The organism is Ruegeria sp. N8, assembly GCF_056531325.1.
Genome location: NZ_JBQFLQ010000001.1, coordinates 779,620 through 803,464, shown reverse-complemented (window position 1 = coordinate 803,464; position 23,845 = coordinate 779,620). Strand labels below are relative to the sequence as shown.

The window sequence follows — 23,845 nt, the reverse complement described above, 5'->3', positions numbered from 1 at the left end:
ATCGCTCAGCCAGAAAAGGTCAGACATGTCACCGCTCATTTTCGAACGGTGAATCATGCCGAAGAACGGAAATCAATGGGTCCTGACCCTAACCTAAGTGGGGGGCTGCGTTGCAGTTGATCTGGCTATACGGGCCACAGAAAACAATGTCATAAAGTCTTGCAGGTCTCGGCGTTTTCGCGCGAACGTCTGGGTCGGTGCGCGGCAAGTTGATCCTGTTGAATTTTTCGCATTTGTAAGCCGATTTGACCGGTCCCGTTCGAAATCTCTGCTGTGTTGGCCCTTGGAACACCGTCAATCGTGGCAGCTGCGTCTGACTGAATGTTGGACAGATTGCCGCAGGTTGTGCAACGCTAAGGCGCATGACACATGCGCTTAGGGAGGTAAAATGTCAGATACAAGTCAAAAAAAGATGCTCGACCCAGACCCTCGCGTCTGGGATTTCGAGACTGAATATGAACTCGGACAGGACAACATCAGACCCCTCGGGTTAGACATCCATAACCCTGTCTTCATCGTTTCTGGTTTGCTGATCCTAGGCTTCGTGATCGTGGCATTGGCCAATCAGGAAGCGGCCGCTGCATTTTTTGGCTGGCTTCGGCCGTGGCTGACCAGCACCTTTGATTGGTTTCTTGTGTTGTCGGTGAATGCGATCACCTTGTTCTGCCTGGCGCTCATTGTCTTGCCGGTCGGAAAGGTCAGAATTGGCGGAAAAGATGCGAAACCCGACTACTCGTATGCGGGTTGGATCGCAATGATGTTTGCCGCAGGAATCGGGATCGGTCTACTGTTCTTCGGTGTATTGGAGCCCGTGTACTACAACTTCTCGGAAGATGGGAATGCGCGCCCCTTAAACATCGACATCACCGAGCCCGGCAATGAGTATATCGGTGTTGTTGGTACGATCCATCACTGGGGTCTCGAAGGTTGGGCTGTGTACGCTGCAGTGGGACTGGCACTGGCGATTTTTGCATACAACTTGAACCTGCCGCTGACGCTTAGGTCGGCGTTCTTTCCGCTACTCGGTGAACGCGTCTGGGGCTTCTGGGGGCATGTCATCGACACGCTGGCCGTGTTTGCGACCCTCTTCGGACTAACCACCTCGTTGGGCCTCGGTGCGCAACAGGTTGCCGCAGGTTTGAATGAAGTGTTTGGCATCACGCCTTCGCCCACATTGACCGTCATCATCATTGTCGCGATCACGCTCATTGCGCTTGGTTCTGTTTTGTTGGGAATGGATGCCGGTGTGAAACGGCTATCTGAGATCAACATGATCATGGCTGTGGGGCTGTTTATTTTTGTGATCGCAATGACCGGGGTGGCGGCCGCAATTGCTCGTTACGTTTCAGTCATGGTAGACTATGTCACTCTGCTACCTGCGCTCTCCAATCCCTTTGGCAGAGAGGATACCAGCTTTTTCCATGGGTGGACTACGTTCTACTGGGCATGGTGGATTGCATGGTCTCCTTTCGTGGGAATGTTCATTGCCCGGATCTCTCGGGGTCGTACGGTGCGTGAGTTTGTTCTTTGTGCCCTTATTGCTCCTACGGCGGTCTGCGCATTGTGGATGTCCACTTTTGGAGGGGCCGCGATTGACATGCTGAACGCAGGTAGCGCTGAAGGCGTCAAAGCAACCGTCATCGACAGTTATGCGCCAGAGGGCGCCCTGTTTGGCTTCCTCAAGGAGTTGCCTCTGTACAATATCGTCGCCCCGATCTCGCTGATTTTGATTGTGATCTTCTTTGTCACGTCATCTGATTCAGGGTCGTTGGTTATCGATACTATCACCGCAGGTGGTAAACTGGATGCGCCCGTTGTTCAGCGTGTTTGGTGGTGCACTTTGGAAGGTTTGGTTGCAATTGCGCTTCTTCTAGGCGGTGGATTGAACGCCCTCCAAGGTGCTGCCGTGTCAATGGGGATTCCATTTACACTGGTGATCCTCATTATGTGCTACTGTCTGTGGCTGGCTCTGCGATCCGAGTACAAAAAGCTGTAGCAAGCGGACAAAATCAATGATGGCTTCCTAAAATAAGGGAGCCATCACATCGGGTTGCCGAGGTTTTTGAATCGACTAGTGCCGAACAACAAAAACCGAGCAACTGGCATGTGTCACTACGTGGCTGGCGGTCGTTCCCAGCAGGTAATCCTGAATCTTTGGGTTGGCCGCCTCCATCACGATCATATCCACGTTGCGTTCATCGGCGAGCTTTACGATTTGCCGATGCACAGCACCGGTTCGAACAACAGTTTCTAATTCGACGCCTTCCGCCGGGTGATCTTTCACAAACTTCTCCAATTGCTCGCTCCAATAGCCAACAGAGTCGCGAATATTCAAGTTTCGCTCCATTTCTGGCGCAACTGTCACCACGAGAAGCCGCGCTTCTCTGCGCCTGGCCATTGCGATTGCTTCTTCGTAGGCGCTGTAGTCCAACCTGACGTGACGAAGGTTTAGCGGGCATAGGATTAATTTCGTATCACGTGGCATCTACAACATCCCGTTTCACGCATTTGGCCAATAAGCATTGAATGACTTTGCAAAGCGGACAGTCAAGAGCGACCGCGTTCCATAAACAGCAGGCGCTTTGTCCGCTAAGCAGTTTCTGATGTACTACGCAACGAATGGCCGTGTCGCGTCCTAAGCGGACGTTCGCAGGAACGCACTATCCTAGTGTTGCTGCGACAGGAACTGCCGGGCTTTTGCCGTAACGACGACAGATTAGGTATATTTCAGCCCTCGGGAGTATACCAAATTGGCGAAGTGTAAGCACGTTCCTGAGTTGACGTGGGCACCTCGGCAGGCAGTTCGTCTCCGAACCGAACGGCATCGTAAATTGTCCATCTCGGTGTGGGAATTTCCAAGACACGGGCATAGTAGAAAGCGCTCATAGAAGGATCGAAATCGGGGTCTTTCCAAACGGTGATCAGTTCCGGGGAACCTATTGAATTCGTAAACGTGCCAGTTGCAACATCCACGGTGTTCCCTACCGCTGGCAGGTTGCCGTCCGCATCAGGTTCTCGGTCTCCCGACCAAGCCACATCATAGACACGCTCCTCAGTTTCGCCGCTGGAATTTAGCCAACCTTTTACAATCTGAACACGGTCGAGATTGCCGGAGAACGGATCTTTCAGCGCAGCAACCAGGAAGGTTGGGGCGTCCGCGCCTTGTGTCGCGTCTGCGAGGTCCCCACCCATCGGAACGCCTTTTTCATATCCTATTTCTGCGGGCAATCGAGATCTTGCGTCAGCTTCCGTAAAATCCCAACCACCAAAGAAACGAACCGCGATGCGACTACCGGTTGTCCCGTATACTTCTTTCCGTTCCATGGCGTCGAATATGGCTTCGCGTGTGTTGTCCTGAGCCCAAACCGCTGCATAGCCTGAGGCTGCCATTTCCCACCCGAGAATCCTCAAGGCATCGAACTCGCCAACGACATGCTGCCAACGGCCAGGTTCCGGCTCGACGCCAGAGTGTTTGCCAAAGAAATTGTCTTCTTCCGCCGTTGCCAAAGCAGTATGGCTGTCGGTCGAGCCCACTACTCCGAACTTGTATGGATTGGTGCCGAGCTGAGCTTCTAGCTTGAGACCGTTCTTCAAGGCCTCGCGGGCGTATTCGTACTGAAGCATCCAGTCTTCTTTGAGTGTCGGACCCAGATTGGATTTATCCCAGGTTTCATAGTCAGCGAACTCGTCGTTCGGGCTGAGAAACGGGTGAGTTTCTCCATCACCTTTGATCTGGGTAATCTCATACATCGGCTCCCACTTGGCACGCCGCTCTGCGTAGTCTTCTGTCAAAGGCTCACCCGTTTCAGGGTTTGTCTCGACCGGAAACATCAAACCGTTGGAGACGTTGCCGTTGTGGGCAAGGGCCAGTACACGACCACCAGTCTCTAGTTCATAAGTTTCCATCCAGTCCCAAAGCCGTTCCGGATTAAATGTTTCCGCAGTTGTGAAGGGCAACATTTGCCGAGCGCGAATGGCATCATCCCTGTAGATCACATTGCGGTGGAGGTTGTTGCCAGCTTCGGTAGATGTCCACTCGTATCCGATGAACGCAGTGAATGTGCCAGGGTCATTGTGATGATCCGCAGTTTGCGTGAACTCGTCCCATACGGATTGCACAAACCTTCGATCTGCAACAGCCTCGGGAAGTGCCTCGCCCGTGATGCCAGCAAAGGTTTCAATAACTTCCATAGTGGCGCCAAGTGCAACGTCTCCGCCCGCGTTAAGCCGTTCGCTCCAGTCTCTGAGCGTTGCATCGCGCATCAGTGTGGAGTTTCCCGCGATGATTTCATTCATTGCACCCATGGCGTCAGAATGATCGGATACAACAAGCCAGTCGAGCGGACGCGACAACTTCACACGGAGGCCATGTGATGTGGTGACTTCCTCACCACGTGCAAACCTATAGGCATCGTCGGGGCTCAGAATGACGCCAAATCCGCGGGCATCGAGTGAATTTGATGTGTGCAGGTGAGTGTCACCCCACAGCGGGCGTGTAGGAAAGTCTCGACCTGCATAGGGTGAGAAATCGGCGGGTGCGGGTTCACGCATATCATCAACCGATATGGTCATCTCTCCGACTAGCCCACCTTGTGCGGCCTCTTGAGCATGTGAATAGCTTGTTATGAATGCTGCGGAAACTATTGCTGTCGATGTCGTTAGAAAAAACTTCATATGAACCTCCCAGCCGAGCTGAATGCCAGCTTATGGCAACATCTGAGTCGGTTGTTCGTCAAGGAAAACAACGGTCTTTCTTTGTTGAGCAAAAGAGAGCCTGAGGGAGATTCGACCAAAACCGGACCGCAGCTTCGCCCGCAATTCTGACGCTCTACCACTGTGAGAAAATACCGCAACGAGTGGCCGTTCTTGACGACTGGCAGCTTCGTTCGACAGTCTTGAGTCCGTGAGCCTAATTTGGAGATGTTGTTATGAAGTGGTTGTCCCGCACATTCCTACTGTCCTTATCTCTTCTATTTGCCGAGGCCGCTTCGGCTCAAGAAAAACCTAACATCGTATTCATATTTTTAGATAATTTTGGGTGGGGCGAACCCGGGTTCAATGGAGGTGGCATAATCCGTGGTACTGCGACTCCCGAGATGGACGCCCTCGCTGCGGAAGGACTACGACTCACGAACTTCAACGTGGAAAGCCAGTGCACGCCGTCCCGCGCAGCGACCATGACTGGACGGTACGGCATCCGGAGCGGCAACCATACGGTCCCACTGGGAGGTGGCGTTTACGGTCTGACCCAATGGGAAATCACGATGGCCGAGATGCTGAAGGATGTAGGATACAGCACGGCCATGTACGGGAAATGGCACCTTGGATGGACCGAAGGACGCTATCCAACGAATCAAGGATTCGATGAGTTTTACGGCGTTGAGACCACTGACGTTACAGTCTGGCGCACGCTTCCGGGTTTTGCCGATGCCAACATGGAAGAGCCGGTTGTGATGCAAGGTGTTGCTGGCGAGCCAGCAACCATCGCTCAAGACTACGATCTGGACTATCGCGGCGAAATAGATGGCGACCTGACGAAAAAAGCCATCGAATTTGTCGAAGCAAAGAGTACCGAAGACGGGCCGTTTTTCATCTATCTTGCTTATACTCAGACCCACTATCCAAACATCGTGTCCGAGGAGTTCGAAGGCGCCACTGGAAACGGCGTCTGGGCCGACATTCTGTTTCAAACAGATAGCTATATCGGGCGCATTGTTGATGCGATTGAGGCAGCAGGCGTTTCCGACGACACCGTGGTGATATTTACTGCTGACAACGGCCCCGAAGCTCTTCCGGTTGGGAACGCCAACGTCTCGCCAGTTCCTGCGGTACATGGTACGGCCGGACCTTGGCGCGGTACTCTATTCACCAGCCTCGAAGGAAGTATGCGTGTACCCTTTGCAATCAAGTGGCCGGGAAAGATCCCTGCCGGTTCTGAAAGCAACGATGTTGTCCACTCAATGGATCTCTATCCGACACTTGCGGCTTTCGCAGGGGGCAAGGTACCTGATGACAGAGCCTTTGATGGTGTCGACCAGTCAAAGTTCTTTCTTGGTGACCAACCAAACTCAAACCGAGAAGGCGTGATCGTCTACATGGGTGAGCAGATATTCGGCGTAAAATGGAAGGATTGGAAAGTTCTTTTCAAAGAGAATACGACGGCTTTTGGTGCAACGGAGTCTTTCGACACACCAAGGCTCTATAACCTTTTGAATGACCCACACGAGCGTGAAAGCGTACTCTTCCCGCACACATGGGCGGCTGAAAAGGCTCTGCCACAGTTGCAGGAGCACCTCGCTACATTCGAGAAGTTTCCTCCGATCCCCCCGGGAACGCCGGATCCCTATGAACCACCCAACGAATGAGTGACGGCTTTGTCCGCCCAGCCGACGCTCGGACCCAAATCACCCTCGCAGCTTTCAGCGAGGGTGTTTTCCTTGTGAGGGCTCGTTGCGCCTTGCGTAGTTCTTGAATTTACAACACTTCCAGTAGGAGGCTTCACGAAACGCCTCCACTCTTTTCAAGCTCTACAATGTCTATTTAGGTTCCGGTGTTCCCAATCACCGCCTACGATCGCGGCGCGAGCTCATGGGTTGGAAGGCCACGCCCACATGCGCCTCGCAATAAGGCTTACCGGCCTCAACCGGCAGGCCGCAGAACCAGAAATCCTCGGTTGCGGGGTCGCCGACGGGCCATTTGCAGGTTTTCTCAGTCAGTTCCATCAGCGTCAGCTTCTTGGCCTTTTTCTCGACCTCGTTGACCTTGGCCAGAGCCTCGGGGCTGATTTCGTTGGCTGAAGGCTGCGGCGGCAGCGGTTGACCGGCCGGGATGATCTGGCGGCGGGCGGGCACGGCGGGCTTCGCCTCGGCCGTCGGAGCGGGTGCGGGGCGCGCGGGTTCGGTCTTGGGCGCGGGTTTCGGTTTGGCCTCGGCCTTGGGCGCAGCGGGGGCCGGTTTTTCCTTCGGTTCGGCCTTGGCCGGGGTCGCGCCGGTTGCGCGGTTCGATAGGCCCAGACGGTGAACCTTACCGATCACCGCATTGCGGGTCACGCCGCCCAGTTCTTTGGCGATCTGGCTGGCCGACTGGCCCTCGCCCCACATCTTTTTCAGCAGTTCTACACGCTCGTCAGTCCAGGACATCATTTGCCTTTCAAAAGCGGAAAGCGGCCCCGGATTCGGGCCGCCTTGGGAAATCATCTCAGCGCCCTATTCTAATCACTGCCGCCCGAGTTACAAGCGGTTCTCGAATCAGCTATGGGGTGGGTCATGCAGAATCTGATCGAACAGGACGCGCGCCGCTTTGGCGCGGTGAATTGGATGGGCCTTTTCACCCTGGCGCAACGCGAAACGCTTCGGTTCATGGGGGTGTGGACACAGACCCTTTTGGCCCCTTTGGTAACGGCGGGCCTGTTTCTGCTGATCTTCAACATCGCCATCAGCCCCAGCCGTTCGGACGTTATGGGTGTGCCGTTCCTGACCTTTCTAGCGCCCGGGATCATGATGATGACCGTGATCCAGAACGCTTTTGCCAATACCTCCTCGTCGATGGTGATCGCCAAGGTGCAGGGCAACATTGTCGATACGCTTATGCCGCCCTTATCGCCGCTGGAGATCCTGTTGGGTTATCTGGCAGGCGGGATTGCGCGGGGCGTTCTGATCGCGCTGGTGGTCGCCATAGCTTTGGCCCTGGTGTTGGGTATCGTGCCGCAATACCCGCTTGTCGCGTTGATTTTTGTGGTACTGGGCGGGGCTTTCATGGGCGCACTTGGCCTGTTTGCCGGGATTTTCGCCAATAAATTCGACCAGATGGCGGCGATTACCAATTTTATCGTCACACCACTGGCGTTCCTGTCGGGCACATTTTACTCGGTAGAGGCTCTACCACCCGTATTGAACCGCCTGAGCCACGTGAACCCGGTTTTCTATCTGATCGACGGGCTGCGATATGGGATGATCGGGGTGTCCGATAGCTCTGCGTGGCTGGGGATGGTTATCTGTGCAGGCGCAACCCTTTTGGTAGGCGCGGCGACCTGGCAGATGTTGCGAACAGGTTATCGGCTCAAGGCCTGACGCTGCCGTCCTTCGCGCCAGACGAGGATCAGACCTCCGGTCAGGATGATCGTGGCGCCCAGCGTGCTAATCCAATCAGGCACAACGCGGAAAATGGCGAAATCATAGAACGCGGCAAAGATGAGCGTGACATAGCTGATCGGTGCAACAAATGATGCGTCCGCCCGCGCCATTCCGTTGACGAAACACGCCTGTGCACAGGCCATCAGCACTCCGATTCCGGCCAGTGCCGCCCATTGCTGTGGGGTGGGCATCTGGAACACGAAGCTGACCGCGACCGAGGCGATAGTCAGGCCCATCGCATTGTTGATCAGCAGAATCTGGATGGGAATCTCTCGGCCCGAGAGCTTCTTGATGAAAATCAGCTCCATCCCGATCACCACGGCAGCTGTCAGCGCCAGCAACGCGGCGGGTTGAAAACTGTCGGGGGTGGGGCGCAGCAAGATCAAAGCTCCGGCCAAAGCGACCGCTGCTGCAAGCCAGCGCCACGGGCCGATGGTTTCCCGTAGCAATGGAATCGCTAGCACCATGGCGAAAACCGGGTTCAGGAAGGATATCGCAGTGGCATCGGCGAGCGGGATAAACGCGACCGAAGCGAACATCAGTGTGATCCCCAACCAGCCAAAGCTGGTGCGCCCGATATGCAGCCCCCAATGCGGGCGGCTCAGGCGTGGGCGCAGAATGCCAACCGCGCTAACAATGACCAGAAACGCGAACATAAACCGCCCGTGGCTGATCTGCATCGGGTGCAGGGCTGGGCCCAACTCATCTGTTCCCAACGCCTTGGCCAGCAGGGTTGTCCCGGCAAGAAGCGCGCTGGCTGCAATGATCAGCAAGGCCGCGAACGGCGGGTTATGGCGGGCGGGTGTCATGGGCCAGCGGTGCGCCAAGGAGCTTCAAATAGCAAGGGACAAGTTCACCTTTGGACGGAAATTCGACCACGCGTCCATTTCGGGGTTCCCAGTTGGTGCAGACCTCGCTATACGCGCTTGCATGATCAAGACTGCACATATCCTGCGCCTCCGACGTCGACGCATCACTGCGTAACCGGCCTGTTTGATCTATTGCGCGCTGTAATTCCGCGCAAACTCCACCAAATCTGTTGACGAATAGGGCCTTCGTGTTTCACTCACGAGGCTCAACTGATCCAAAAAGGATGATCCCATGATCCCGTCCGTTCTGCCGACCTATAATCGCGCGCCTTTGACCTTCGTGAAAGGTGAGGGCGCCTGGCTGACCGAGGCGGATGGCCGACGTTTCCTTGATCTTGGCGCCGGGATCGCCGTGAACTCGCTGGGCCATGCGCATCCGGCGCTGGTGAACGCGTTGTCCGAACAGGCGCATGCGCTGTGGCACGTGTCGAACCTCTACCACATTCCCCAGCAGCAGGCCTTGGCCGACAAGCTGGTGGAACATACCTTTGCCGATACGGTGTTTTTCACCAACTCGGGCACGGAATCTTGCGAACTGGCCGTGAAGATGGCCCGCAAGCATTTCTATGACAAAGGCGAGCCAGAACGGGTCGAGATCATCACCTTCGACGGCTCGTTCCACGGTCGGTCTTCGGCTGGGATCGCAGCGGCAGGGTCCGAGAAGATGACCAAGGGCTTTGGCCCGCTGCTGCCTGGCTTCGTGCACCTGACATTTGGCGATCTGGACGGTGTGACCAACGCCGTCACCGAGAAAACCGCCGCGATTCTGATCGAACCGGTGCAGGGCGAGGGCGGTATCCGCCCTGTCCCCGATGCGGAAATGAAAGCGCTGCGCCAGATCTGCGACGACAATGGCCTGCTGTTGATCCTTGACGAAGTGCAATGCGGCGTGGGCCGAACCGGCAAGCTCTTCGCCCACGAATGGGCTGGGATCACGCCGGATATCATGATGGTTGCCAAAGGCATAGGCGGAGGGTTCCCCCTGGGCGCCGTCCTGGCCACCGAAGACGCCGCCAACGGCATGACCGCAGGCACTCATGGATCGACCTATGGCGGCAACCCGCTGGGCTGCGCCGTGGGCTGCGCAGTGATTGAACAAGTGGCAACCCCTGCCTTCCTCGAAGGTGTGAACCGCAAGGCGGGCCTTCTGCGTCAGAAACTCGAAGGGCTGATTGCCGACCACCCGGATGTTTTCGAAGAGGTGCGCGGCACTGGTCTGATGCTGGGTCTGAAATGTAAGCCCACCAATATCGACGTGGTGAATGCGGGATATGACAATGAGGTCATCACCGTCCCTGCTGCCGACAATGTGATCCGCCTGTTGCCACCGCTGACCCTGACCGAGGACGATATCGCGCAAGCCATGATCCGCCTGGAAAAAGCAGCGCAGCAGGTTCAGGCCAATCTGACCACTGCCTGATCCTTCTTATGTTCAAAAATACCTCGGGGGCCGCCATTCGGGCGCCATTGGTTCAAGATCCAATGACGACGGGCAGCGCCCCCGGCAACCAAAAGCCAAAAGCGAAACGAAATGAACCATTTTCTCGACATTCACAAAACCGAAGCAAGCGACCTGCGGGCTATGATCGACCAAGCCGGCGCAATGAAACAGGCGCGCCTTGGCCGCCCCAAAGCCGCCGTTGATGATGAACAACCCCTCAAGGATCGGATGGTTGCTCTGATCTTCGAAAAACCCTCGACCCGGACGCGCGTGTCTTTCGATGTCGGCGTGCGCCAAATGGGCGGTCAAACGATGGTGCTGTCCGGCAAAGACATGCAACTGGGTCACGGAGAAACCATCGCCGACACCGCGCGCGTGCTGTCGCGCTATGTCGACATGATCATGATCCGCACCTTTGACGAGACGATCCTTACGGAAATGGCCGAATTCTCGGACGTGCCGGTCATCAACGGCCTGACCGACCGCACCCATCCCTGTCAGATCATGGCCGATGTCCTGACATTTGAAGAACATCGCGGGCCGATCGCAGGCAAAAAGGTGGTCTGGACCGGCGACGGCAACAATGTCTGCGCATCCTTTCTTCATGCGGCCGGTCAATTTGGCTTCGACTTCACATTCACAGGCCCTCCACAGCTTGACCCCGAAGAAGAGTTCATGGGATTCGCCCGCCAAAAAGGGTCGCAGATCGTGATCGAGCGTGATCCGTTCAAAGCCGTCCAAGGCGCCGATCTGGTGGTAGCCGACACGTGGGTCTCGATGCATGACAGCCAGTCTGCCAAGGAACGCCGCCACAACCTTCTGCGCCCCTATCAGGTCAATACCGAACTGATGTCACATGCTAAGCCGGACGCGCTGTTCATGCATTGCCTGCCGGCCCACCGCGAAGAAGAGGCGACATCCGAGGTCATGGACGGCCCGAACTCGGTGATCTTTGACGAGGCCGAAAACCGTCTGCACGCGCAAAAGGCTGTGATGCGCTGGTGTCTGGGCGTCTAACGCCTGCGCAGGTCCCATACACGCAATCTGGCGAGCGTCCAAACGCTCGTCACCAGAACCAAACCACATAGGGCGGCTTTGGTCACAACCTCCATCGTGCCTTCAATCAGGAGCGCATGAGCGACGGTCCCGGCAATTGTCACAGAGGCTAAAACGGTGTGCAAAAGCCGCCAGATGCGAAACCGCAGGGCCAGCCGCTGCCTCAAAACGCCCAACCCACAAGCCACGAATGCAGTCCACATGGCCATGACGCCCCACACTGAGAATGGAGTGGGTGATGTGAAGGTCAAAGCATCTACAACATCCGGCGGGCTGGTGATCCACAACCCGGCGACGTGGATGATGATGGCACCGATCAAAATCAGGCCAACCCAGCGGTGCAGGCGGCGGCTGAGAAGTGGCGTTACTCCCGGTAGAGCTTTTGAGGCCAATAGCGGCTGCAACAACAATAAGCTCAGCGACAGCGCCCCCGCGAAACCTGCAACGATGTAGATAGGACTTCGCCAGGCCAGATAGGGGCTGAAGCCAGCAGCAATGACTGGCACCAAAAGCGCAACAAACAAGGCCACCCAGACCAATGCGGTGCGACGAGCCACTTAGATAGGTTGCAACACGAAATGCGCCGCAAGGGTTTTGTCCCGTGCACTGGACATCACAGGGCGTAGGAAAACCGTCTCGAATTCGCCGCTATCATAGGCCAGATGCCCATGCGGTTGCCCAAAAGCAGGCACGATCTGCGGCATCTCCAGCCGGAACGCACCTTCCGCGTCGGTTAAGGTTGCGCCGTGGCTTTGGGGGTCGCGCTCATGACCTTCGGTTGTGTGCGCCCAGATTTGAATGCGTTGACCGGGCAGAGGGGCACCGTCACCTGCGCGGCGCACGGTACCCGTCATCCAGAACCCGCCGCCACCAATCCGTTCGACCACAGGTGCGCCGGGGCGATAGTTGTTCGATCCTCCGCGCATCGACGGCGTCGGCGCCAACCCTTTGGCGCGCGCAGGAACCAAAAGGCCCGAGGCCAACACAGCCCCGCCTCCTGCGATCAGAGAACGACGATTGAGGGGCGAACCGGTCATGCAATCCTCCTGCGGTTTGACGCTAGATATAAAATAGCACGATCTCAGCTTATTCCGAGGAGGATATGCGAATTGTGAAGTGGCTCGAGGATGCGGGGGCCACTTCTGGGCGTTCGGAGCAGGGTTTCTTTGCCGCGACTAAACGAATGGTATGTGATAACATAATTGCAATGAAATGATGTAACTCGCAATGCGCACTAGTTATGTGCAAAAATTGCAGTATTAATGATGTTTTTTGGGGTATATGTTGCATCCACGAACAGAGCCTAAGTTTGCAACTGAGGACACCGGAATGAGTTGGAACCCCACCCACAGCCCTGAATGCCTGTCTGAGAGCGCCGCGCTTGAAACACTGATCATTCCTCGGGCTCGCGATCTCGGCGGGTTTGAGGTGCGACGGGCGCTGCCTTCGGTAAAACGTCAGCTTGTCGGACCATTTATTTTCTTCGACCAGATGGGCCCGGCGGAATTTATCACCGATGGTGGCATTGACGTGCGCCCGCACCCGCATATTGGGCTGGGTACCGTGACTTACCTGTATCAGGGTGAATTCGAACATCGCGACAGTCTGGGCACCCATCAGATGATCTATCCAGGCGAGGTGAACTGGATGGTGGCGGGGCGCGGTGTGACCCATTCGGAACGCACAAGCGCCGAAACACGCGGCAAAAAGCACAGCCTGTTCGGCATCCAGACCTGGATCGCACTGCCGGAACAGCACGAGGATATGGCCCCCGATTTCGAACATCACAAGCAATGTGCGTTGCCGCATATTCAGGACACAGGGGTCAGTGCGAGGCTCATCCTTGGATCGGCCTATGGTGCGTCCAGCCCCGTAAACATGCTGTCCGAAACCTTTTATCTGGATGTTCAACTTGACCCCGGCGCGGCCATTCCCTTGCCCGACGATCACGAGGATAGGGGCGTCTACGTGACACAGGGCTCGGTCGAGGTTGCAGGCGACGTTTTCGAAGCCGGCCGCATGATGGTGTTCCGGCCAGGCGATCGCCTTTCGGTCAGGGCAGGACCAGCAGGGGCGCGGCTGATGCTGTTAGGGGGCGCAACATTGGGGCAAGATCGGTATATCTGGTGGAATTTTGTCTCATCCTCGAAGGAAAAGATCGAGACCGCCACGCGGGAATGGCAGGCCGCCGATTGGGCGAAGGGTGCTTTTCAACTGCCCCCCGGAGATGACGCCGAATATATCGAGATTTCTGAACAGCTTGCACGCACGAAGCCCAGATTGGCGCGGTGACGGCACGTCACGTGACCTTGCCCCAGTGGCCTATCCCGGCAATTCTTGTCTGAAGGGGAGGGCGCCATGAAAATCGCCATAGCGGGTGCAGGCAGTATCGGGTGTTATTGCGGCGGGTTGCTTGCTAGTGCCGGTCACGAGGTCACTCTGTTGGGGCGTGCCCGCGTTTTGGACCCGATCCGGCAACATGGCCTGACCCTGACGGATTTTGCCGGGCAGAACCGGCACATTGACACTTTGACCCTAGCCGAGGATCCGGTGTGCATGGCAGATGCCGAGGTGGTCATCGTCACCGTCAAATCCGGAGCGACGGCAGATATGGCTGCGCTGATTGGGCAATATGCGCCGCAGTCGGTAGTGCTGTCCTGGCAAAACGGGATCGAGAATGCGCGTGTACTGCGCGCTGCCTTGCCCGATCAGGATGTCCGCGCCGGAATGGTGCCGTTCAACGTTGTTCCTATGGAGGGCGGGCGGTTTCACCGGGCCACCTCGGGCGAGATTGTCATCCAATCCGGCGCAGGAGGTTTGGGGCAGGCGCTGGGATCTGCGGAATTGCCTGTTGTCGAAAGCGACAGGATCGAGGCCGTTCAGTGGGGCAAGCTGGTCATCAACCTCAACAATGCGCTGAACGCCTTGTCCGGGATGACGTTGAAACAGCAGTTGATGGACCGGAACTGGCGTCAGCTTATGGCCGACCAAATGGCCGAGGCTCTGGCTGTTCTCAGGGCTGCGGATCATCCCGTTGCATCGACCACACCGTTGCCTGCTTGGGCTATTCCGCATGTTCTTCGCCTGCCGACGCCGTTGTTTTCAAAAATTGCGGCGCGGATGCTGACGATAGATCCTAATGCGCGCACCTCTATGGCATATGACCTGATGGCCGGGCGCGTTACCGAGATCGACAGCCTGCAAGGCGAGATTATCCGCCTCGGAGTGCAGCATGGCGTGGCGACGCCTTATTGCGCGGGTGTGCAGGCTTTGATCGAAGAGGCGCAGGATCAGCCTTTATCCGTTGATCAGGTCAGGCGCGCTGTGGATTAGTGGAAGGCCGTCAGAAGGCCGAAGATCATCGCCGACATGACGGCCGAGGCGGGTACTGTCACCATCCACGCCCCAAGGATCGTCATGAAATGCGACCGGCGGACAAGCTTGCGGCGTTGGCGTTCCTCGCGGGCACGTCGTTGTTCAGGCGGGCGCTGTTGGTTGGACTTTTTCCAGCGGCGATCTGTCTCCCATTCGCGGAAGAAACCCACCCCGAATACTGCGCCGATAGCGATATGGGTGGTGCTCACGGGTAAGCCCAGCCAACTGGCCAGAATGACGGTCAGAGCTGTGGCGAGGGCGATGCAAAAGGCACGCATCGGGTTCAGTTTCGTGATCTGGGTACCCACCATGCGGATCAGGCGCGGACCAAACAGGAATAAACCGAAAGAGATACCAAACGCGCCGATCAGCATGATCCATTGCGGCACGGCTACCGTGGCGGCAAGGTCGTGGAATTCAGACACGTGGACGATCCCGGCCAAAGGGCCGATCGCGTTCGCCACGTCATTTGCCCCATGCGCGAAGCTGAGGAAAATGGCAGCGATGATCAGAGGAAGGCCAAACAGAGATTTCATCGCCCGGCGGCGGTTCTCTATGTTGCGGGTCCGCCTGTGCACCCATGGGATCGTAAGTCGCCAGAAAACAAGCCCCAAACCTCCACCGGCGCTCAATGCGATGACAGGATCAACTTGGACGACCCGCTCTAACCCTTTTACCGCCATATAGGTCGCAAAAGCACCTGCCATCAGCCCCACCAAAATAGGAACCCAGCGGCGCGCGGCGGTGATTTTGTCGTCCTGGCGCAGAATGCGCGCGCGGATAAAAGCCAGGAACATGGCGGCGACCGCGCCGCCAATCACGGGCGAGACCATCCAACTGAGTGCTATGGTGCCGACGGTGCTCCAGTTCACGGCGCTCAGACCTGCGGCTGCGACGCCTGCGCCGACCACGCCCCCAACGACCGAATGCGTGGTCGAAACCGGGGCCCTCAGCCAAGTGGCGATATTGACCCACAACGCCGCCGACATCAGGGCCGCCAACATGGCCCAGATAAAGTGCGCTTCTGTTGTGACCGAATCCGGATGTACGATATCGCGCGAAATAGTCGTCACGACATCACCACCGGCCAGCAGCGCACCTGCGCTTTCGGCGATGGCGGCGATTGTGATGGCGACACCCATCGGCAACGCGTTGGCGCCCACGGCGGGGCCCATGTTGTTGGCGACATCGTTGGCGCCCACATTGATCGCCATATAGGCGCCGAATACGGCGGCTGCGACCACAACCAGACGCCCGTCGGCCTGCCCAAACAACACTGCAGCGGTCAATCCCGCCAACACCACAAAGGCCAACGCAACGCCGGAGGCCAGCAGCGGGCGCGCAACGAACGCATTCGCGTGTTCAATACGCGAAATGCGGTGCAGGTCGCTGTCCAGCGCCTTCCATCGGCTGTTGGTGTGGATTTCAGTCATTGGGTTTTGCAAGTGGTTGCGGGCTAGCGCAGGCCGATACAAGGTTCGGGCCTGCTATTCAACCTTCTGCCCTTTCAGGGCTTGCGAATGTGTTAATACCGACGAAGAAGCGCACGCAATTCGGGCTCGTTCACCCGCTCTGCCGCCTCGGACGGGCGAACCCAGTGCCGCTCGCGCTGGCCGAGCTCCGGGAACTCGTCCGCCAACTCCTCTACCTCAATTCGGTACACGCTGGTCAGAACCGGAAGCAAAGATCCGTCGTTTAGCTTTTTGTCATATGTATAGCGCCCCACCGGGTCCCGGTGGATATGTGCGGCCTGAACGCCGGCCTCTTCCCATGCCTCTTGCGCAGCCGTTTCCGCACCGTCTTTGCCATCCATGGGCCAGCCCTTTGGGATGATCCAGCGACCGGTGTCGCGGCTGGTGATCAGTAGCACCTCGATCCCACTATCGGTTTGGCGCGTGCACAACGCTGCGACCTGCACCCTGCGGGGACGCAGGAACAGGGGGCGAAGGATCTCCTCCCAGGTATTTCGCAACCAATGTGACATGTATTTTTTACGCCGGCCTGCCCGAGCGCCTCCTCAAGCGGTCAAATAACAACGAAAGAAGATATATTCAATAAACCGGAGGGGCAGGCCTAATTGCGTCGTTTCGCACGCAAGGTCGGGTCGGCCTGTGTGGGGTCTTCGGGCCAGGGGTGTTTGGGGTATTGCGCACGCATGTCCTTTCGGACATCAGCGTAGGAGCCCGCCCAGAAACCCGGCAGGTCGCGTGTGATCTGAATGGGGCGTTGGGCCGGGGACAGCAGGGTGATCTTCAGCGGTTCGCCTCCGACAACCGGATGGCGCGTGACACCGAACAGTTCCTGCAACCGGACCGAGATTTCCGGGATCGCCCCGCCATAATCAATCGGTACCTTGCGGCCCAACGGCGTCTGAAACGCGCCCGGCGCACGTCGGTCCAGTTCCTGCGTCTGGGTCCAGTCTAGCCGTGCACGCAGGGCAGGCAGCAGATCAAACCGCTTCCAGTCCTCGGCCGAACGCACGCCCGACAGCATGGGCAGCAGCCAGTCCTCTAGAGTGTTCGTCAGCCCCTCGGCTGAGAAATCTGGCAGGTTGGCACCTTCGGCGCGGACAAGTTCAACCCGCGCCGCCAGCCGGGCGGAGGCCCCTTCGAGCCGCAGTCCGAGGTCGCGGACACCGTCCAACATCGCCAGTGCCAAGGTTTCGTCGGGCACGTCCTTCCAGATACGGTCATCCAAGGTGATCGCGCCCAGCCGTTCCTGCCTGCGGGCGATGACGCGGCGGTCGCGTTTGGACCACGCACAACTTTCGACCCAGGCGATCTGATCCGGGAAGAGATCACGGATTTCACGTTCCGAGATCTGCGCAGCCATGCGCACGCGCGCCTCGCGCGGATTGCCGTCGGTGTCGGTGACAACCAGATAGGGGGCTGCGGCCAGGGTGTCCGTGCTGTCCAGCACCACTCCCTTGCCACCCGACAAGACATAGCGCGGCTCATCGCCTTTGCGGCGTTGGCCGATGCGGTCGGGATAGGCCAGCGCGGCCATGGCGGCGGGGCTCAAGTCGGACAGGGTGCCCTTTCTGCGCAGCCGCTTGGCTTCGGCCTTGATGCGATCAAGCGCACCCGTATTTACTTGCCAGACGCGGTCGCGTTGAAAAGTGCGCAGGTCACGCAAGGCCTCATACCGCAACAACATATCAACAGGCGCGCCACGCAGTGGGTCGCGCTCGGCCATCAACGCGGCCAGAGTGGCGGCGTCCGGCCCGGCACGTTCCAGCATGTGTCCCAGCCTTGGGTGCAGGGGCAGGGCGGCCAGCGCGCGACCGTGATCGGTGATCCGCCCCTTGCGGTCCAGTGCGCCCAGCATGGTCAGCAAGGCGCGGGCCTCAGACATCGTGCCTTCGGGCGGAGGGGTCAGAAAAGTCAGATCGCCCGGTTCTGCCCCCCAAAGCGCCAGTTCCAGCGCCAGACCGGTCAGGTCGGCTGCCTCGATCTCCGCCGGAGGGTAGGTGGAAAGGGCGCCCTCTTCGCCTTTGGACCAAAAGCGATAGCAAACGCCTTCAGCCACGCGTCCGGCACGGCCCGTGCGTTGGGTTGCCTCGGCGCGTGTGACCCGTTCCGTTACCAGCCGCGACATGCCTGATCCCGGATCAAACCGCGCCCGCCGTGCCTGTCCCATATCGACCACAACGCGGATGTCGGGAATGGTTAGAGAGGTTTCGGCAATCGACGTGGCCAGAACGACCTTGCGCCCCGTCTCGACCGGACCAATCGCCTTGCGTTGGGCGGCGAAGGGCATCGCGCCGAATAGGGGGCGCACAACACACACATCGGGCAAGCGCCCGGCCAAGGCGTTTCCGGCGCGGCGAATCTCGCCCTCGCCTGGCAGGAAAACCAACATCCCGCCGGTTGTTTCGCGTTCGGCCTGCACCACCAGATCGACCAGAGCATCCAGCCGTCGCGCCTTCGTGCCCAAAGGATGGTCCAGCCAGCGTGTTTCAACCGGAAAGCTGCGGCCGGACGAGGTTACTAGTGGCGCGTTCATCAACCGCCCGACAGGTTCGGCGTCCAACGTGGCAGACATGGCCAAAAGGATCAGATCGTCGCGCAACGCGCCTGTCACCTCAAGGCACAGCGCCAGTCCCAAATCGGCATTAAGGGACCGTTCGTGGAATTCGTCAAAGATCACCGCGCCAACGCTGGGCAGGTCGGGTTCGGATTGTAGCATCCTGGTCAGGATGCCTTCGGTCACGACCTCGATCCGGGTGTTGGCCGACACCTTCGCTTCGCCCCGTACCCGGTAGCCCACCGTCTGCCCCGCACGTTCGCCCAGCGTTTCGGCCATGCGTTCCGCTGCCGCACGGGCGGCCAGACGGCGCGGTTCCAGCATCACGATCTTGCCGCCACACAACCCCGCCTCGAGCATCGCCAGAGGGACCCGTGTCGTCTTACCCGCGCCCGGAGGCGCTTGCAGTACGGCCCGCCCTGCGGATTTTAGGGCAGCCAGCAGTTCAGGAATGGCGTCGTCGATTGGCAGTCGAGTCATGCAGGCTTTATCCGCCAAGCGCCGGGCGGCGTCCAGTTCCTCTGCACCGGTTTCGTCAGAGGAGAGGCCTATCTCGCACGCCTTTACCCAAAGCGGGTCCGCACGCTGGGCCTGAGCAGCGACGGTGAAGGGGACAGAAACTAGACGCCAGGGTCGCAAAAACAGCGCAGCTTGTTGGCATCCAGCGGGGTCTTCGCACAGTCCGGTCTGGACAAATCGGCTGTGGCGACGGCAATTAGTGGAGCCGCAGGAGGTTGGGACGAAAATGGACATAGACAACCTGAGTGACAGGATTTTGGACGGGGACCGGCGTGCGCTGGCCCGCGCGATCACTTTGGTCGAAAGCGGCCGTGCTGACCACCGGGCGCAGGCGGGTGAACTATTGGCGCGTCTGGCCAATTCCGAGCGGCAGGCGCTGCGCATCGGGCTGTCGGGCACGCCGGGCGTTGGCAAATCCACATTTATCGAAAGCTTCGGCATGATGTTGATCGGGCAGGGGCTGCGCGTTGCTGTTCTTGCGGTCGATCCCAGCTCGGCCCGGTCCGGTGGGTCCATTTTAGGCGACAAGACCCGGATGGAGCGTCTGAGCCGCGAACGCGCCGCCTTTATCCGCCCGTCCCCAAGCCAAAGCCATCTGGGTGGTGTGGCCCGTCGCACCCGCGAGGCCATCGCCCTGTGCGAGGCCGCAGGGTTCGACGTGGTTCTGATTGAGACCGTTGGCGTGGGGCAATCCGAAACCGTGGTGTCCGAGATGTCGGACTTGTTCCTGCTCTTGCTTGCACCGGCGGGCGGGGACGAGTTGCAGGGGGTTAAGCGCGGCATCATGGAAATGGCGGATATGATTCTGGTCAACAAGGCGGATGGGGACCTCAAGGCTACTGCAACCCGTACCTGCGCAGATTATGCGGGAGCATTGCGGCTGTTGCGTAAGCGCCCGCAGGACCCTGAGGGCTTTCCCAAGGCAATGACGGTTTCAGCCGTCGAAGAACACGGGTTGGAACAGGCTTGGGTCGAGATGCAGGCGCTTAGCCAATGGCGCCGTGAAACAGGTCAATGGGCAGCGAACCGGTCCGATCAAGCTTGTTTCTGGTTCGATCAGGAGGTGCGCCATGCCCTGCTGGCCAGGCTGGAAACGTCCGAGGCCAAAGCTGAAATGGCATCGTTGAATGCCAAAGTCGCGCAAGGGGTGCTCAGCCCGGCTGCTGCTGCGCATCAGATGCTGTCTCATCTGGTTTAGGGGGCTATCAGTGGGGTGTACTTTTTGCGAGTTTTCCTGACAAAACCATGATGTGACTGGTGCGCCCCGGCGTCATGCAGCAAAGTCAAAGAATTCCGTTGATCCGTCTTGACCCTCTCGGCGATTCCCACTAAACGCATCCAACCAGTTTTCGGGCGCGACTTCGGGTTGTGCCCCTTGTGATTTGGCCGAGGGCGTTTTGCCTGGCCTCCAGAAACAAAGGAAGAAACCATGTCGCGCCGTTGCGAACTGACCGGAAAAGGCCCGATGACTGGCAACAATGTCAGCCACGCCAAAAACAGAACTCGTCGTCGTTTCCTGCCCAACCTGAACGACGTCACCTTGCAGTCCGAAGCTCTGGGCCGCGGCGTTAAGCTGCGCATCTCGGCGGCTGCGCTGCGCTCGGTCGACCACCGCGGTGGTCTGGACGCGTTCCTGGCCAAAGCCAAGGACGAAGAGCTGTCGGCCAACGCGCTGAAAGTGAAAAAAGAAATCGCTAAGGCACAGGCCTCCGCCTAAGCTTTTTCCTATCTGCGAATTTTGACCCTGCACCTGTCCGGTGCGGGGTCTTTTCGTTTACAGTCAAGACATTATGAGAAAAGCACTTCCAGCGTGACAATGTTCACATACAGTTGGCTGACGTAGGGTTAAGTTAAGTCATATTCATCTGGCGGAGTTCACTCTCATGTCTTTCAAATCCTACGATTTTCTTGCCCTGTTGACCGGTTTTTTCGGCAATACCTTTGGGACAGGTTTTCGGATGCAACGTCAGGTGAACCGGCTGCATACGAGCTTGACCAAAGGGTCCGTAAAACGACCGGAACTGGACCGCTGACGGTTCATTTTAAACCAAGGGCTTCTAGCGCTGCCGATTGTGCTTGAAGCCCGCTTTCCCTCGGGCTTATACCGTGGGTCAGAGTGAGACCCGTTCTGAAATATCTCTTGCCTTACATGCTATCGCTGCTGGTTGTCCTGACCGGTCAGAGCGTTGCGGCCTCGCGCGGGGTGGACGCCGCTGTAGGGCAGATGGTGCTGTGTACGGGCACAGGGCCGGTGGTCGTCTATATGGACGCCGAAGGACAACCGACGCAACCGCCGCACTATTGTCCGGACTATGCGCTGACATTGCTGGGGGCGATTGACGCGCCGCATGTGGACGTTCCGCCTGCGCCGCGCCCCAAGGTTGCCGTGCCGGCACGCACGCGCGGAAATCTGATCGCGGCACCCCGTCCACGTCATCCGGCGCGCGCGCCTCCGGCCGGTATTTGATCGCAAAATCAGTTCGTTCAAATTCTCAAGTCAGGAGAGGCGCAATGCCCTTTTCATCCAAATTCACGGCGGTGCTGGCCGCCGTTACCTTTGCTTCCGTGGCTATGGCGCAGGAAACTATCACGGTCGAGGATGCCTATGCGCGTTCGGCTGGCAAAGCAGCCAAGGCCGGGGCGGCCTTTATGGTGATTAAAAACAGTGGCGATGCCGAGGACCGGCTGATCGGTGTGCAATCCGACGCGGCGGCGCGGGTCGAGTTGCATACCCACGAGATCGATGCAAACGGCGTTGCCAAGATGATCCATGTTGAGGAAGGCTTTGTGATCTCGGCGGGCGAGTCGCATATGCTGAAACGCGGCGGCGACCATGTGATGTTCATGGGACTTGCCGCTCCGTTCGAACAAGGTGAGACGGTTCCTGTGACGCTGATCTTCGAAAAAGCCGGTGAGGTCGTGATCGAGGTTCCCGTCGATTTGGAACGTCACGATACGGGCGGCCAAGGGTCGCATTCTAACTAGGCCTACGCCTGTCTTCGAGCCGCGATGCGGCCGTCATCCATGCGTCAGGCCGGGTAAAACCCGGCCTGTTTGCGCCTTAGCGGTTAACGACACGCGGGGCGACCCGGTCATGGGCGCGTTTGAAGCGGGCTGCCAGAAAGAACATGACGGCAGAGAAGGCCAGGGCTGAGAAGGCGATCGCCCAGCCAAGCGCGACCATGCCACTACCGGGCCAAAACAACAGGACCAGCCCGATGATTAGGGCAACGATCCCCGAATTGCGAACAGTCCCCGCATCTGGGTTGTGTTCGGGCATTTGTCGCCACGCCATCAGCGCGCCGATCCCCACGATCAGCGCCCATGCGCCTAGCAGGAAAAAGGTCAAGCGCGCGACGCCTTCGGGCCAGATCAGTAGTACCAGACCGATCAGCAGCGCGCCGACGCCAACACCGCCGATCAGGCCGCGCCGCCCGAACCCCAGCAGGGTGAGGCCGCCATCCAATACCAGCAACACCCCCACCAGCCGCAGCAGCAGTGCGATACTACCCGTGGGCCAGAACAGCGCTGCAATTCCCAGCGCGCCTGCCAGAAGGCCGCGCAGCAGGAAGGTCCACCACAGATTGGCCAGTTGATCGCCCAGCGCATCGCGGCTGTCCATGCTGTGTGCCTCAAGGATCTCTGGCTGGGGGTTGTTCGGGTCGGTCATTGGGGCCTCCGGTATTGGCAGGGTTATTCAGCCCCAAAATAAATCGTTTTTCAACCGCAGGTTAGGATTGGGTCAGCAATCCGTCGACCCACTGCGGCACGATCTGAGTGGCTGGGCCCAGAATGACTTCATCATACCGCGAGGCGCCATCCGAGGGATCAAGGTTTAGTTCAACCGTTCGCGCTCCGGCCAAGGCGGCCTCGTGCACGAACGCGGCCGCCGGATAGACCTGACCCGACGTGCCGATTGATGCAAATACGGTCGCCCCTGCCAAGTGGTCGTAAATGAGGTCCATGTGATACGGCATCTCGCCGAACCAGACCACGTCGGGTCGGGCAGAGGGGGCGGTGCAGGCCGGGCAAACCTCGCCCACGGACATCTCGGGTGGGGCAGTCCAGCGATGATCGCAAGTGGCACAGAGTGCTCCTGCAAGCGTGCCGTGCATGTGCAGGACGTTTTCGGCCCCGCCAGCCTCGTGCAGGTTGTCAACATTCTGGGTGACGATCACAACCTCCGACGGAAAGTCGCGTTGCAGGCGGGCGAGCGCCAGATGGGCGGCGTTGGGCTGCGCTTTGGCAGCCTGAATACGGCGGGCGTTGTAAAAGCCGTGAACCAACGCTGGATCACGTGCAAAGCCCTCGGGCGTGGCGACGTCTTCGATCCGGTGCTGGGACCACAGACCGCCTTCGTCGCGAAATGTGCCCAAACCGCTTTCGGCGGAAATCCCGGCACCTGTCAGAATGACGATCTTTCCCAT

Annotated in this window: 23 protein-coding genes; 12 read left to right on the top strand and 11 right to left on the bottom strand. The window is 58.4% G+C overall.

Translation table 11 applies throughout. The features are described 5' to 3' along the window. Positions 1-388 precede the first annotated feature (388 nt). Positions 389-1,996, top strand: coding sequence for a BCCT family transporter (locus tag ACR0C5_RS04100; RefSeq protein WP_170770029.1), 1,608 nt, complete (start codon positions 389-391; stop codon positions 1,994-1,996). Positions 1,997-2,071: 75 nt separating this feature from the next. Here ACR0C5_RS04100 and ACR0C5_RS04095 read toward each other — a convergent pair whose 3' ends face one another. Together ACR0C5_RS04095 and ACR0C5_RS04090 are read right to left on the bottom strand one after the other, a co-directional pair. Beyond that, positions 2,072-2,485 carry a universal stress protein gene (locus ACR0C5_RS04095; protein WP_170770030.1) on the bottom strand — a complete coding sequence of 138 codons (414 nt, stop codon included), beginning with the start codon at positions 2,483-2,485 and terminating at the stop codon, positions 2,072-2,074. A 242-nt stretch (positions 2,486-2,727) separates the two neighbouring features. Continuing rightward, the gene (locus ACR0C5_RS04090) at positions 2,728-4,674 is read right to left on the bottom strand and encodes a DUF3604 domain-containing protein (RefSeq protein ID WP_480874717.1); all 1,947 of its coding nucleotides are present in this window, start codon (positions 4,672-4,674) and stop codon (positions 2,728-2,730) included. A gap of 254 nt (positions 4,675-4,928) precedes the next feature. Between ACR0C5_RS04090 and ACR0C5_RS04085 the strand changes: the two genes are divergently transcribed. Further along, entirely contained in the window at positions 4,929-6,365 is a 1,437-nt protein-coding gene (locus ACR0C5_RS04085; RefSeq protein WP_480874714.1) for an arylsulfatase, read from the top strand. A gap of 195 nt (positions 6,366-6,560) precedes the next feature. On the opposite strand, the gene ACR0C5_RS04080 is transcribed toward ACR0C5_RS04085, so the two are convergent. Next, entirely contained in the window at positions 6,561-7,139 is a 579-nt protein-coding gene (locus ACR0C5_RS04080; RefSeq protein WP_170770617.1) for a GcrA family cell cycle regulator, read from the bottom strand. 126 nt (positions 7,140-7,265) lie between these two features. Between ACR0C5_RS04080 and ACR0C5_RS04075 the strand changes: the two genes are divergently transcribed. Then, positions 7,266-8,069, top strand: coding sequence for an ABC transporter permease (locus tag ACR0C5_RS04075; RefSeq protein ID WP_480874712.1), 804 nt, complete (start codon positions 7,266-7,268; stop codon positions 8,067-8,069). On the opposite strand, the gene ACR0C5_RS04070 is transcribed toward ACR0C5_RS04075, so the two are convergent. Then, positions 8,051-8,941, bottom strand: coding sequence for a DMT family transporter (locus tag ACR0C5_RS04070; RefSeq protein WP_480874709.1), 891 nt, complete (start codon positions 8,939-8,941; stop codon positions 8,051-8,053). The genes ACR0C5_RS04075 and ACR0C5_RS04070 overlap by 19 nt on opposite strands. Before the next feature lie 292 nt (positions 8,942-9,233). On the opposite strand from ACR0C5_RS04070, the gene ACR0C5_RS04065 reads away from it, so the two are divergent. Further along, positions 9,234-10,421, top strand: coding sequence for an acetylornithine transaminase (locus tag ACR0C5_RS04065; RefSeq protein WP_480874707.1), 1,188 nt, complete (start codon positions 9,234-9,236; stop codon positions 10,419-10,421). Positions 10,422-10,532: 111 nt separating this feature from the next. Beyond that, positions 10,533-11,459: an ornithine carbamoyltransferase gene (gene argF, locus ACR0C5_RS04060; RefSeq protein ID WP_170782824.1), complete on the top strand. Its 927-nt coding sequence runs from the start codon at positions 10,533-10,535 to the stop codon at positions 11,457-11,459. Here argF and ACR0C5_RS04055 read toward each other — a convergent pair. Together ACR0C5_RS04055 and ACR0C5_RS04050 are read right to left on the bottom strand one after the other, a co-directional pair. Then, positions 11,456-12,055, bottom strand: a complete 600-nt coding sequence (locus ACR0C5_RS04055; protein WP_170770037.1) for a ferric reductase-like transmembrane domain-containing protein — start codon at positions 12,053-12,055, stop codon at positions 11,456-11,458. The genes argF and ACR0C5_RS04055 overlap by 4 nt on opposite strands. Continuing rightward, positions 12,056-12,535, bottom strand: a complete 480-nt coding sequence (locus tag ACR0C5_RS04050; RefSeq protein ID WP_170770038.1) for a peptidase associated/transthyretin-like domain-containing protein — start codon at positions 12,533-12,535, stop codon at positions 12,056-12,058. A gap of 292 nt (positions 12,536-12,827) precedes the next feature. On the opposite strand from ACR0C5_RS04050, the gene ACR0C5_RS04045 reads away from it, so the two are divergent. Beyond that, entirely contained in the window at positions 12,828-13,790 is a 963-nt protein-coding gene (locus ACR0C5_RS04045) for a pirin family protein (RefSeq protein ID WP_480874704.1), read from the top strand. Positions 13,791-13,856: 66 nt separating this feature from the next. Beyond that, positions 13,857-14,831: a 2-dehydropantoate 2-reductase gene (locus tag ACR0C5_RS04040; RefSeq protein WP_480874701.1), complete on the top strand. Its 975-nt coding sequence runs from the start codon at positions 13,857-13,859 to the stop codon at positions 14,829-14,831. Here ACR0C5_RS04040 and ACR0C5_RS04035 read toward each other — a convergent pair. The 3 genes from ACR0C5_RS04035 to hrpB all read right to left on the bottom strand — a co-directional run bounded on the left by ACR0C5_RS04035 (position 14,828) and on the right by hrpB (position 19,379). Beyond that, the gene (locus tag ACR0C5_RS04035; RefSeq protein ID WP_480874698.1) at positions 14,828-16,306 is read right to left on the bottom strand and encodes an inorganic phosphate transporter; all 1,479 of its coding nucleotides are present in this window, start codon (positions 16,304-16,306) and stop codon (positions 14,828-14,830) included. The genes ACR0C5_RS04040 and ACR0C5_RS04035 overlap by 4 nt on opposite strands. A 92-nt stretch (positions 16,307-16,398) precedes the next feature. Beyond that, positions 16,399-16,857: an NUDIX hydrolase gene (locus ACR0C5_RS04030; RefSeq protein ID WP_170770042.1), complete on the bottom strand. Its 459-nt coding sequence runs from the start codon at positions 16,855-16,857 to the stop codon at positions 16,399-16,401. 89 nt (positions 16,858-16,946) lie between these two features. Next, entirely contained in the window at positions 16,947-19,379 is a 2,433-nt protein-coding gene (gene hrpB, locus ACR0C5_RS04025; protein ID WP_480874694.1) for an ATP-dependent helicase HrpB, read from the bottom strand. Positions 19,380-19,644: 265 nt separating this feature from the next. Here hrpB and meaB point away from each other — a divergent pair, with 265 nt between their 5' ends. From meaB to ACR0C5_RS04000, 5 genes are all read left to right on the top strand, one after another. Then, positions 19,645-20,616, top strand: a complete 972-nt coding sequence (gene meaB / locus ACR0C5_RS04020) for a methylmalonyl Co-A mutase-associated GTPase MeaB (protein WP_480874692.1) — start codon at positions 19,645-19,647, stop codon at positions 20,614-20,616. 231 nt (positions 20,617-20,847) lie between these two features. Next, positions 20,848-21,135, top strand: a complete 288-nt coding sequence (gene rpmB, locus ACR0C5_RS04015) for a 50S ribosomal protein L28 (RefSeq protein WP_170326827.1) — start codon at positions 20,848-20,850, stop codon at positions 21,133-21,135. A gap of 166 nt (positions 21,136-21,301) precedes the next feature. Beyond that, a complete protein-coding gene (locus ACR0C5_RS04010; protein WP_214646780.1) occupies positions 21,302-21,451 on the top strand; it encodes a hypothetical protein in 150 nt (49 codons plus the stop codon). 83 nt (positions 21,452-21,534) lie between these two features. Next, complete coding sequence (locus ACR0C5_RS04005; RefSeq protein ID WP_331252654.1) at positions 21,535-21,885, top strand: hypothetical protein; 351 nt, start codon at positions 21,535-21,537, stop codon at positions 21,883-21,885. Positions 21,886-21,929: 44 nt separating this feature from the next. Then, positions 21,930-22,403: a copper chaperone PCu(A)C gene (locus tag ACR0C5_RS04000; RefSeq protein WP_480874689.1), complete on the top strand. Its 474-nt coding sequence runs from the start codon at positions 21,930-21,932 to the stop codon at positions 22,401-22,403. Between the two features lie 76 nt (positions 22,404-22,479). Here the strand turns inward: ACR0C5_RS04000 and ACR0C5_RS03995 are convergent, their stop codons facing one another. After that, on the bottom strand, positions 22,480-23,088 hold the full coding sequence (locus ACR0C5_RS03995) for an HdeD family acid-resistance protein (RefSeq protein ID WP_480548793.1): 609 nt from the start codon (positions 23,086-23,088) through the stop codon (positions 22,480-22,482). A 61-nt stretch (positions 23,089-23,149) separates the two neighbouring features. After that, entirely contained in the window at positions 23,150-23,845 is a 696-nt protein-coding gene (locus ACR0C5_RS03990; protein ID WP_480874685.1) for an NAD-dependent deacylase, read from the bottom strand.

Bases quoted from the DNA above. Each gene is read 5' to 3' on its own strand.
- ACR0C5_RS04095 (WP_170770030.1), bottom strand. From the start codon at position 2,485: ATGCCACGTGATACGAAATTAATCCTATGCCCGCTAAACCTTCGTCAC.
- ACR0C5_RS04080 (WP_170770617.1), bottom strand. From the start codon at position 7,139: ATGTCCTGGACTGACGAGCGTGTAGAACTGCTGAAAAAGATGTGGGGC.
- rpmB (WP_170326827.1), top strand. From the start codon at position 20,848: ATGTCGCGCCGTTGCGAACTGACCGGAAAAGGCCCGATGACTGGCAAC.
- argF (WP_170782824.1), top strand. From the start codon at position 10,533: ATGAACCATTTTCTCGACATTCACAAAACCGAAGCAAGCGACCTGCGG.
- hrpB (WP_480874694.1), bottom strand. From the start codon at position 19,379: ATGACTCGACTGCCAATCGACGACGCCATTCCTGAACTGCTGGCTGCC.
- ACR0C5_RS04065 (WP_480874707.1), top strand. From the start codon at position 9,234: ATGATCCCGTCCGTTCTGCCGACCTATAATCGCGCGCCTTTGACCTTC.
- ACR0C5_RS04010 (WP_214646780.1), top strand. From the start codon at position 21,302: ATGTCTTTCAAATCCTACGATTTTCTTGCCCTGTTGACCGGTTTTTTC.
- ACR0C5_RS04030 (WP_170770042.1), bottom strand. From the start codon at position 16,857: ATGTCACATTGGTTGCGAAATACCTGGGAGGAGATCCTTCGCCCCCTG.
- ACR0C5_RS04090 (WP_480874717.1), bottom strand. From the start codon at position 4,674: ATGAAGTTTTTTCTAACGACATCGACAGCAATAGTTTCCGCAGCATTC.
- ACR0C5_RS03990 (WP_480874685.1), bottom strand. From the start codon at position 23,845: ATGGGAAAGATCGTCATTCTGACAGGTGCCGGGATTTCCGCCGAAAGC.
- ACR0C5_RS04040 (WP_480874701.1), top strand. From the start codon at position 13,857: ATGAAAATCGCCATAGCGGGTGCAGGCAGTATCGGGTGTTATTGCGGC.
- ACR0C5_RS04075 (WP_480874712.1), top strand. From the start codon at position 7,266: ATGCAGAATCTGATCGAACAGGACGCGCGCCGCTTTGGCGCGGTGAAT.
- ACR0C5_RS04045 (WP_480874704.1), top strand. From the start codon at position 12,828: ATGAGTTGGAACCCCACCCACAGCCCTGAATGCCTGTCTGAGAGCGCC.
- ACR0C5_RS04070 (WP_480874709.1), bottom strand. From the start codon at position 8,941: ATGACACCCGCCCGCCATAACCCGCCGTTCGCGGCCTTGCTGATCATT.
- ACR0C5_RS03995 (WP_480548793.1), bottom strand. From the start codon at position 23,088: ATGACCGACCCGAACAACCCCCAGCCAGAGATCCTTGAGGCACACAGC.
- ACR0C5_RS04000 (WP_480874689.1), top strand. From the start codon at position 21,930: ATGCCCTTTTCATCCAAATTCACGGCGGTGCTGGCCGCCGTTACCTTT.
- meaB (WP_480874692.1), top strand. From the start codon at position 19,645: ATGGACATAGACAACCTGAGTGACAGGATTTTGGACGGGGACCGGCGT.
- ACR0C5_RS04100 (WP_170770029.1), top strand. From the start codon at position 389: ATGTCAGATACAAGTCAAAAAAAGATGCTCGACCCAGACCCTCGCGTC.
- ACR0C5_RS04050 (WP_170770038.1), bottom strand. From the start codon at position 12,535: ATGACCGGTTCGCCCCTCAATCGTCGTTCTCTGATCGCAGGAGGCGGG.
- ACR0C5_RS04035 (WP_480874698.1), bottom strand. From the start codon at position 16,306: ATGACTGAAATCCACACCAACAGCCGATGGAAGGCGCTGGACAGCGAC.
- ACR0C5_RS04085 (WP_480874714.1), top strand. From the start codon at position 4,929: ATGAAGTGGTTGTCCCGCACATTCCTACTGTCCTTATCTCTTCTATTT.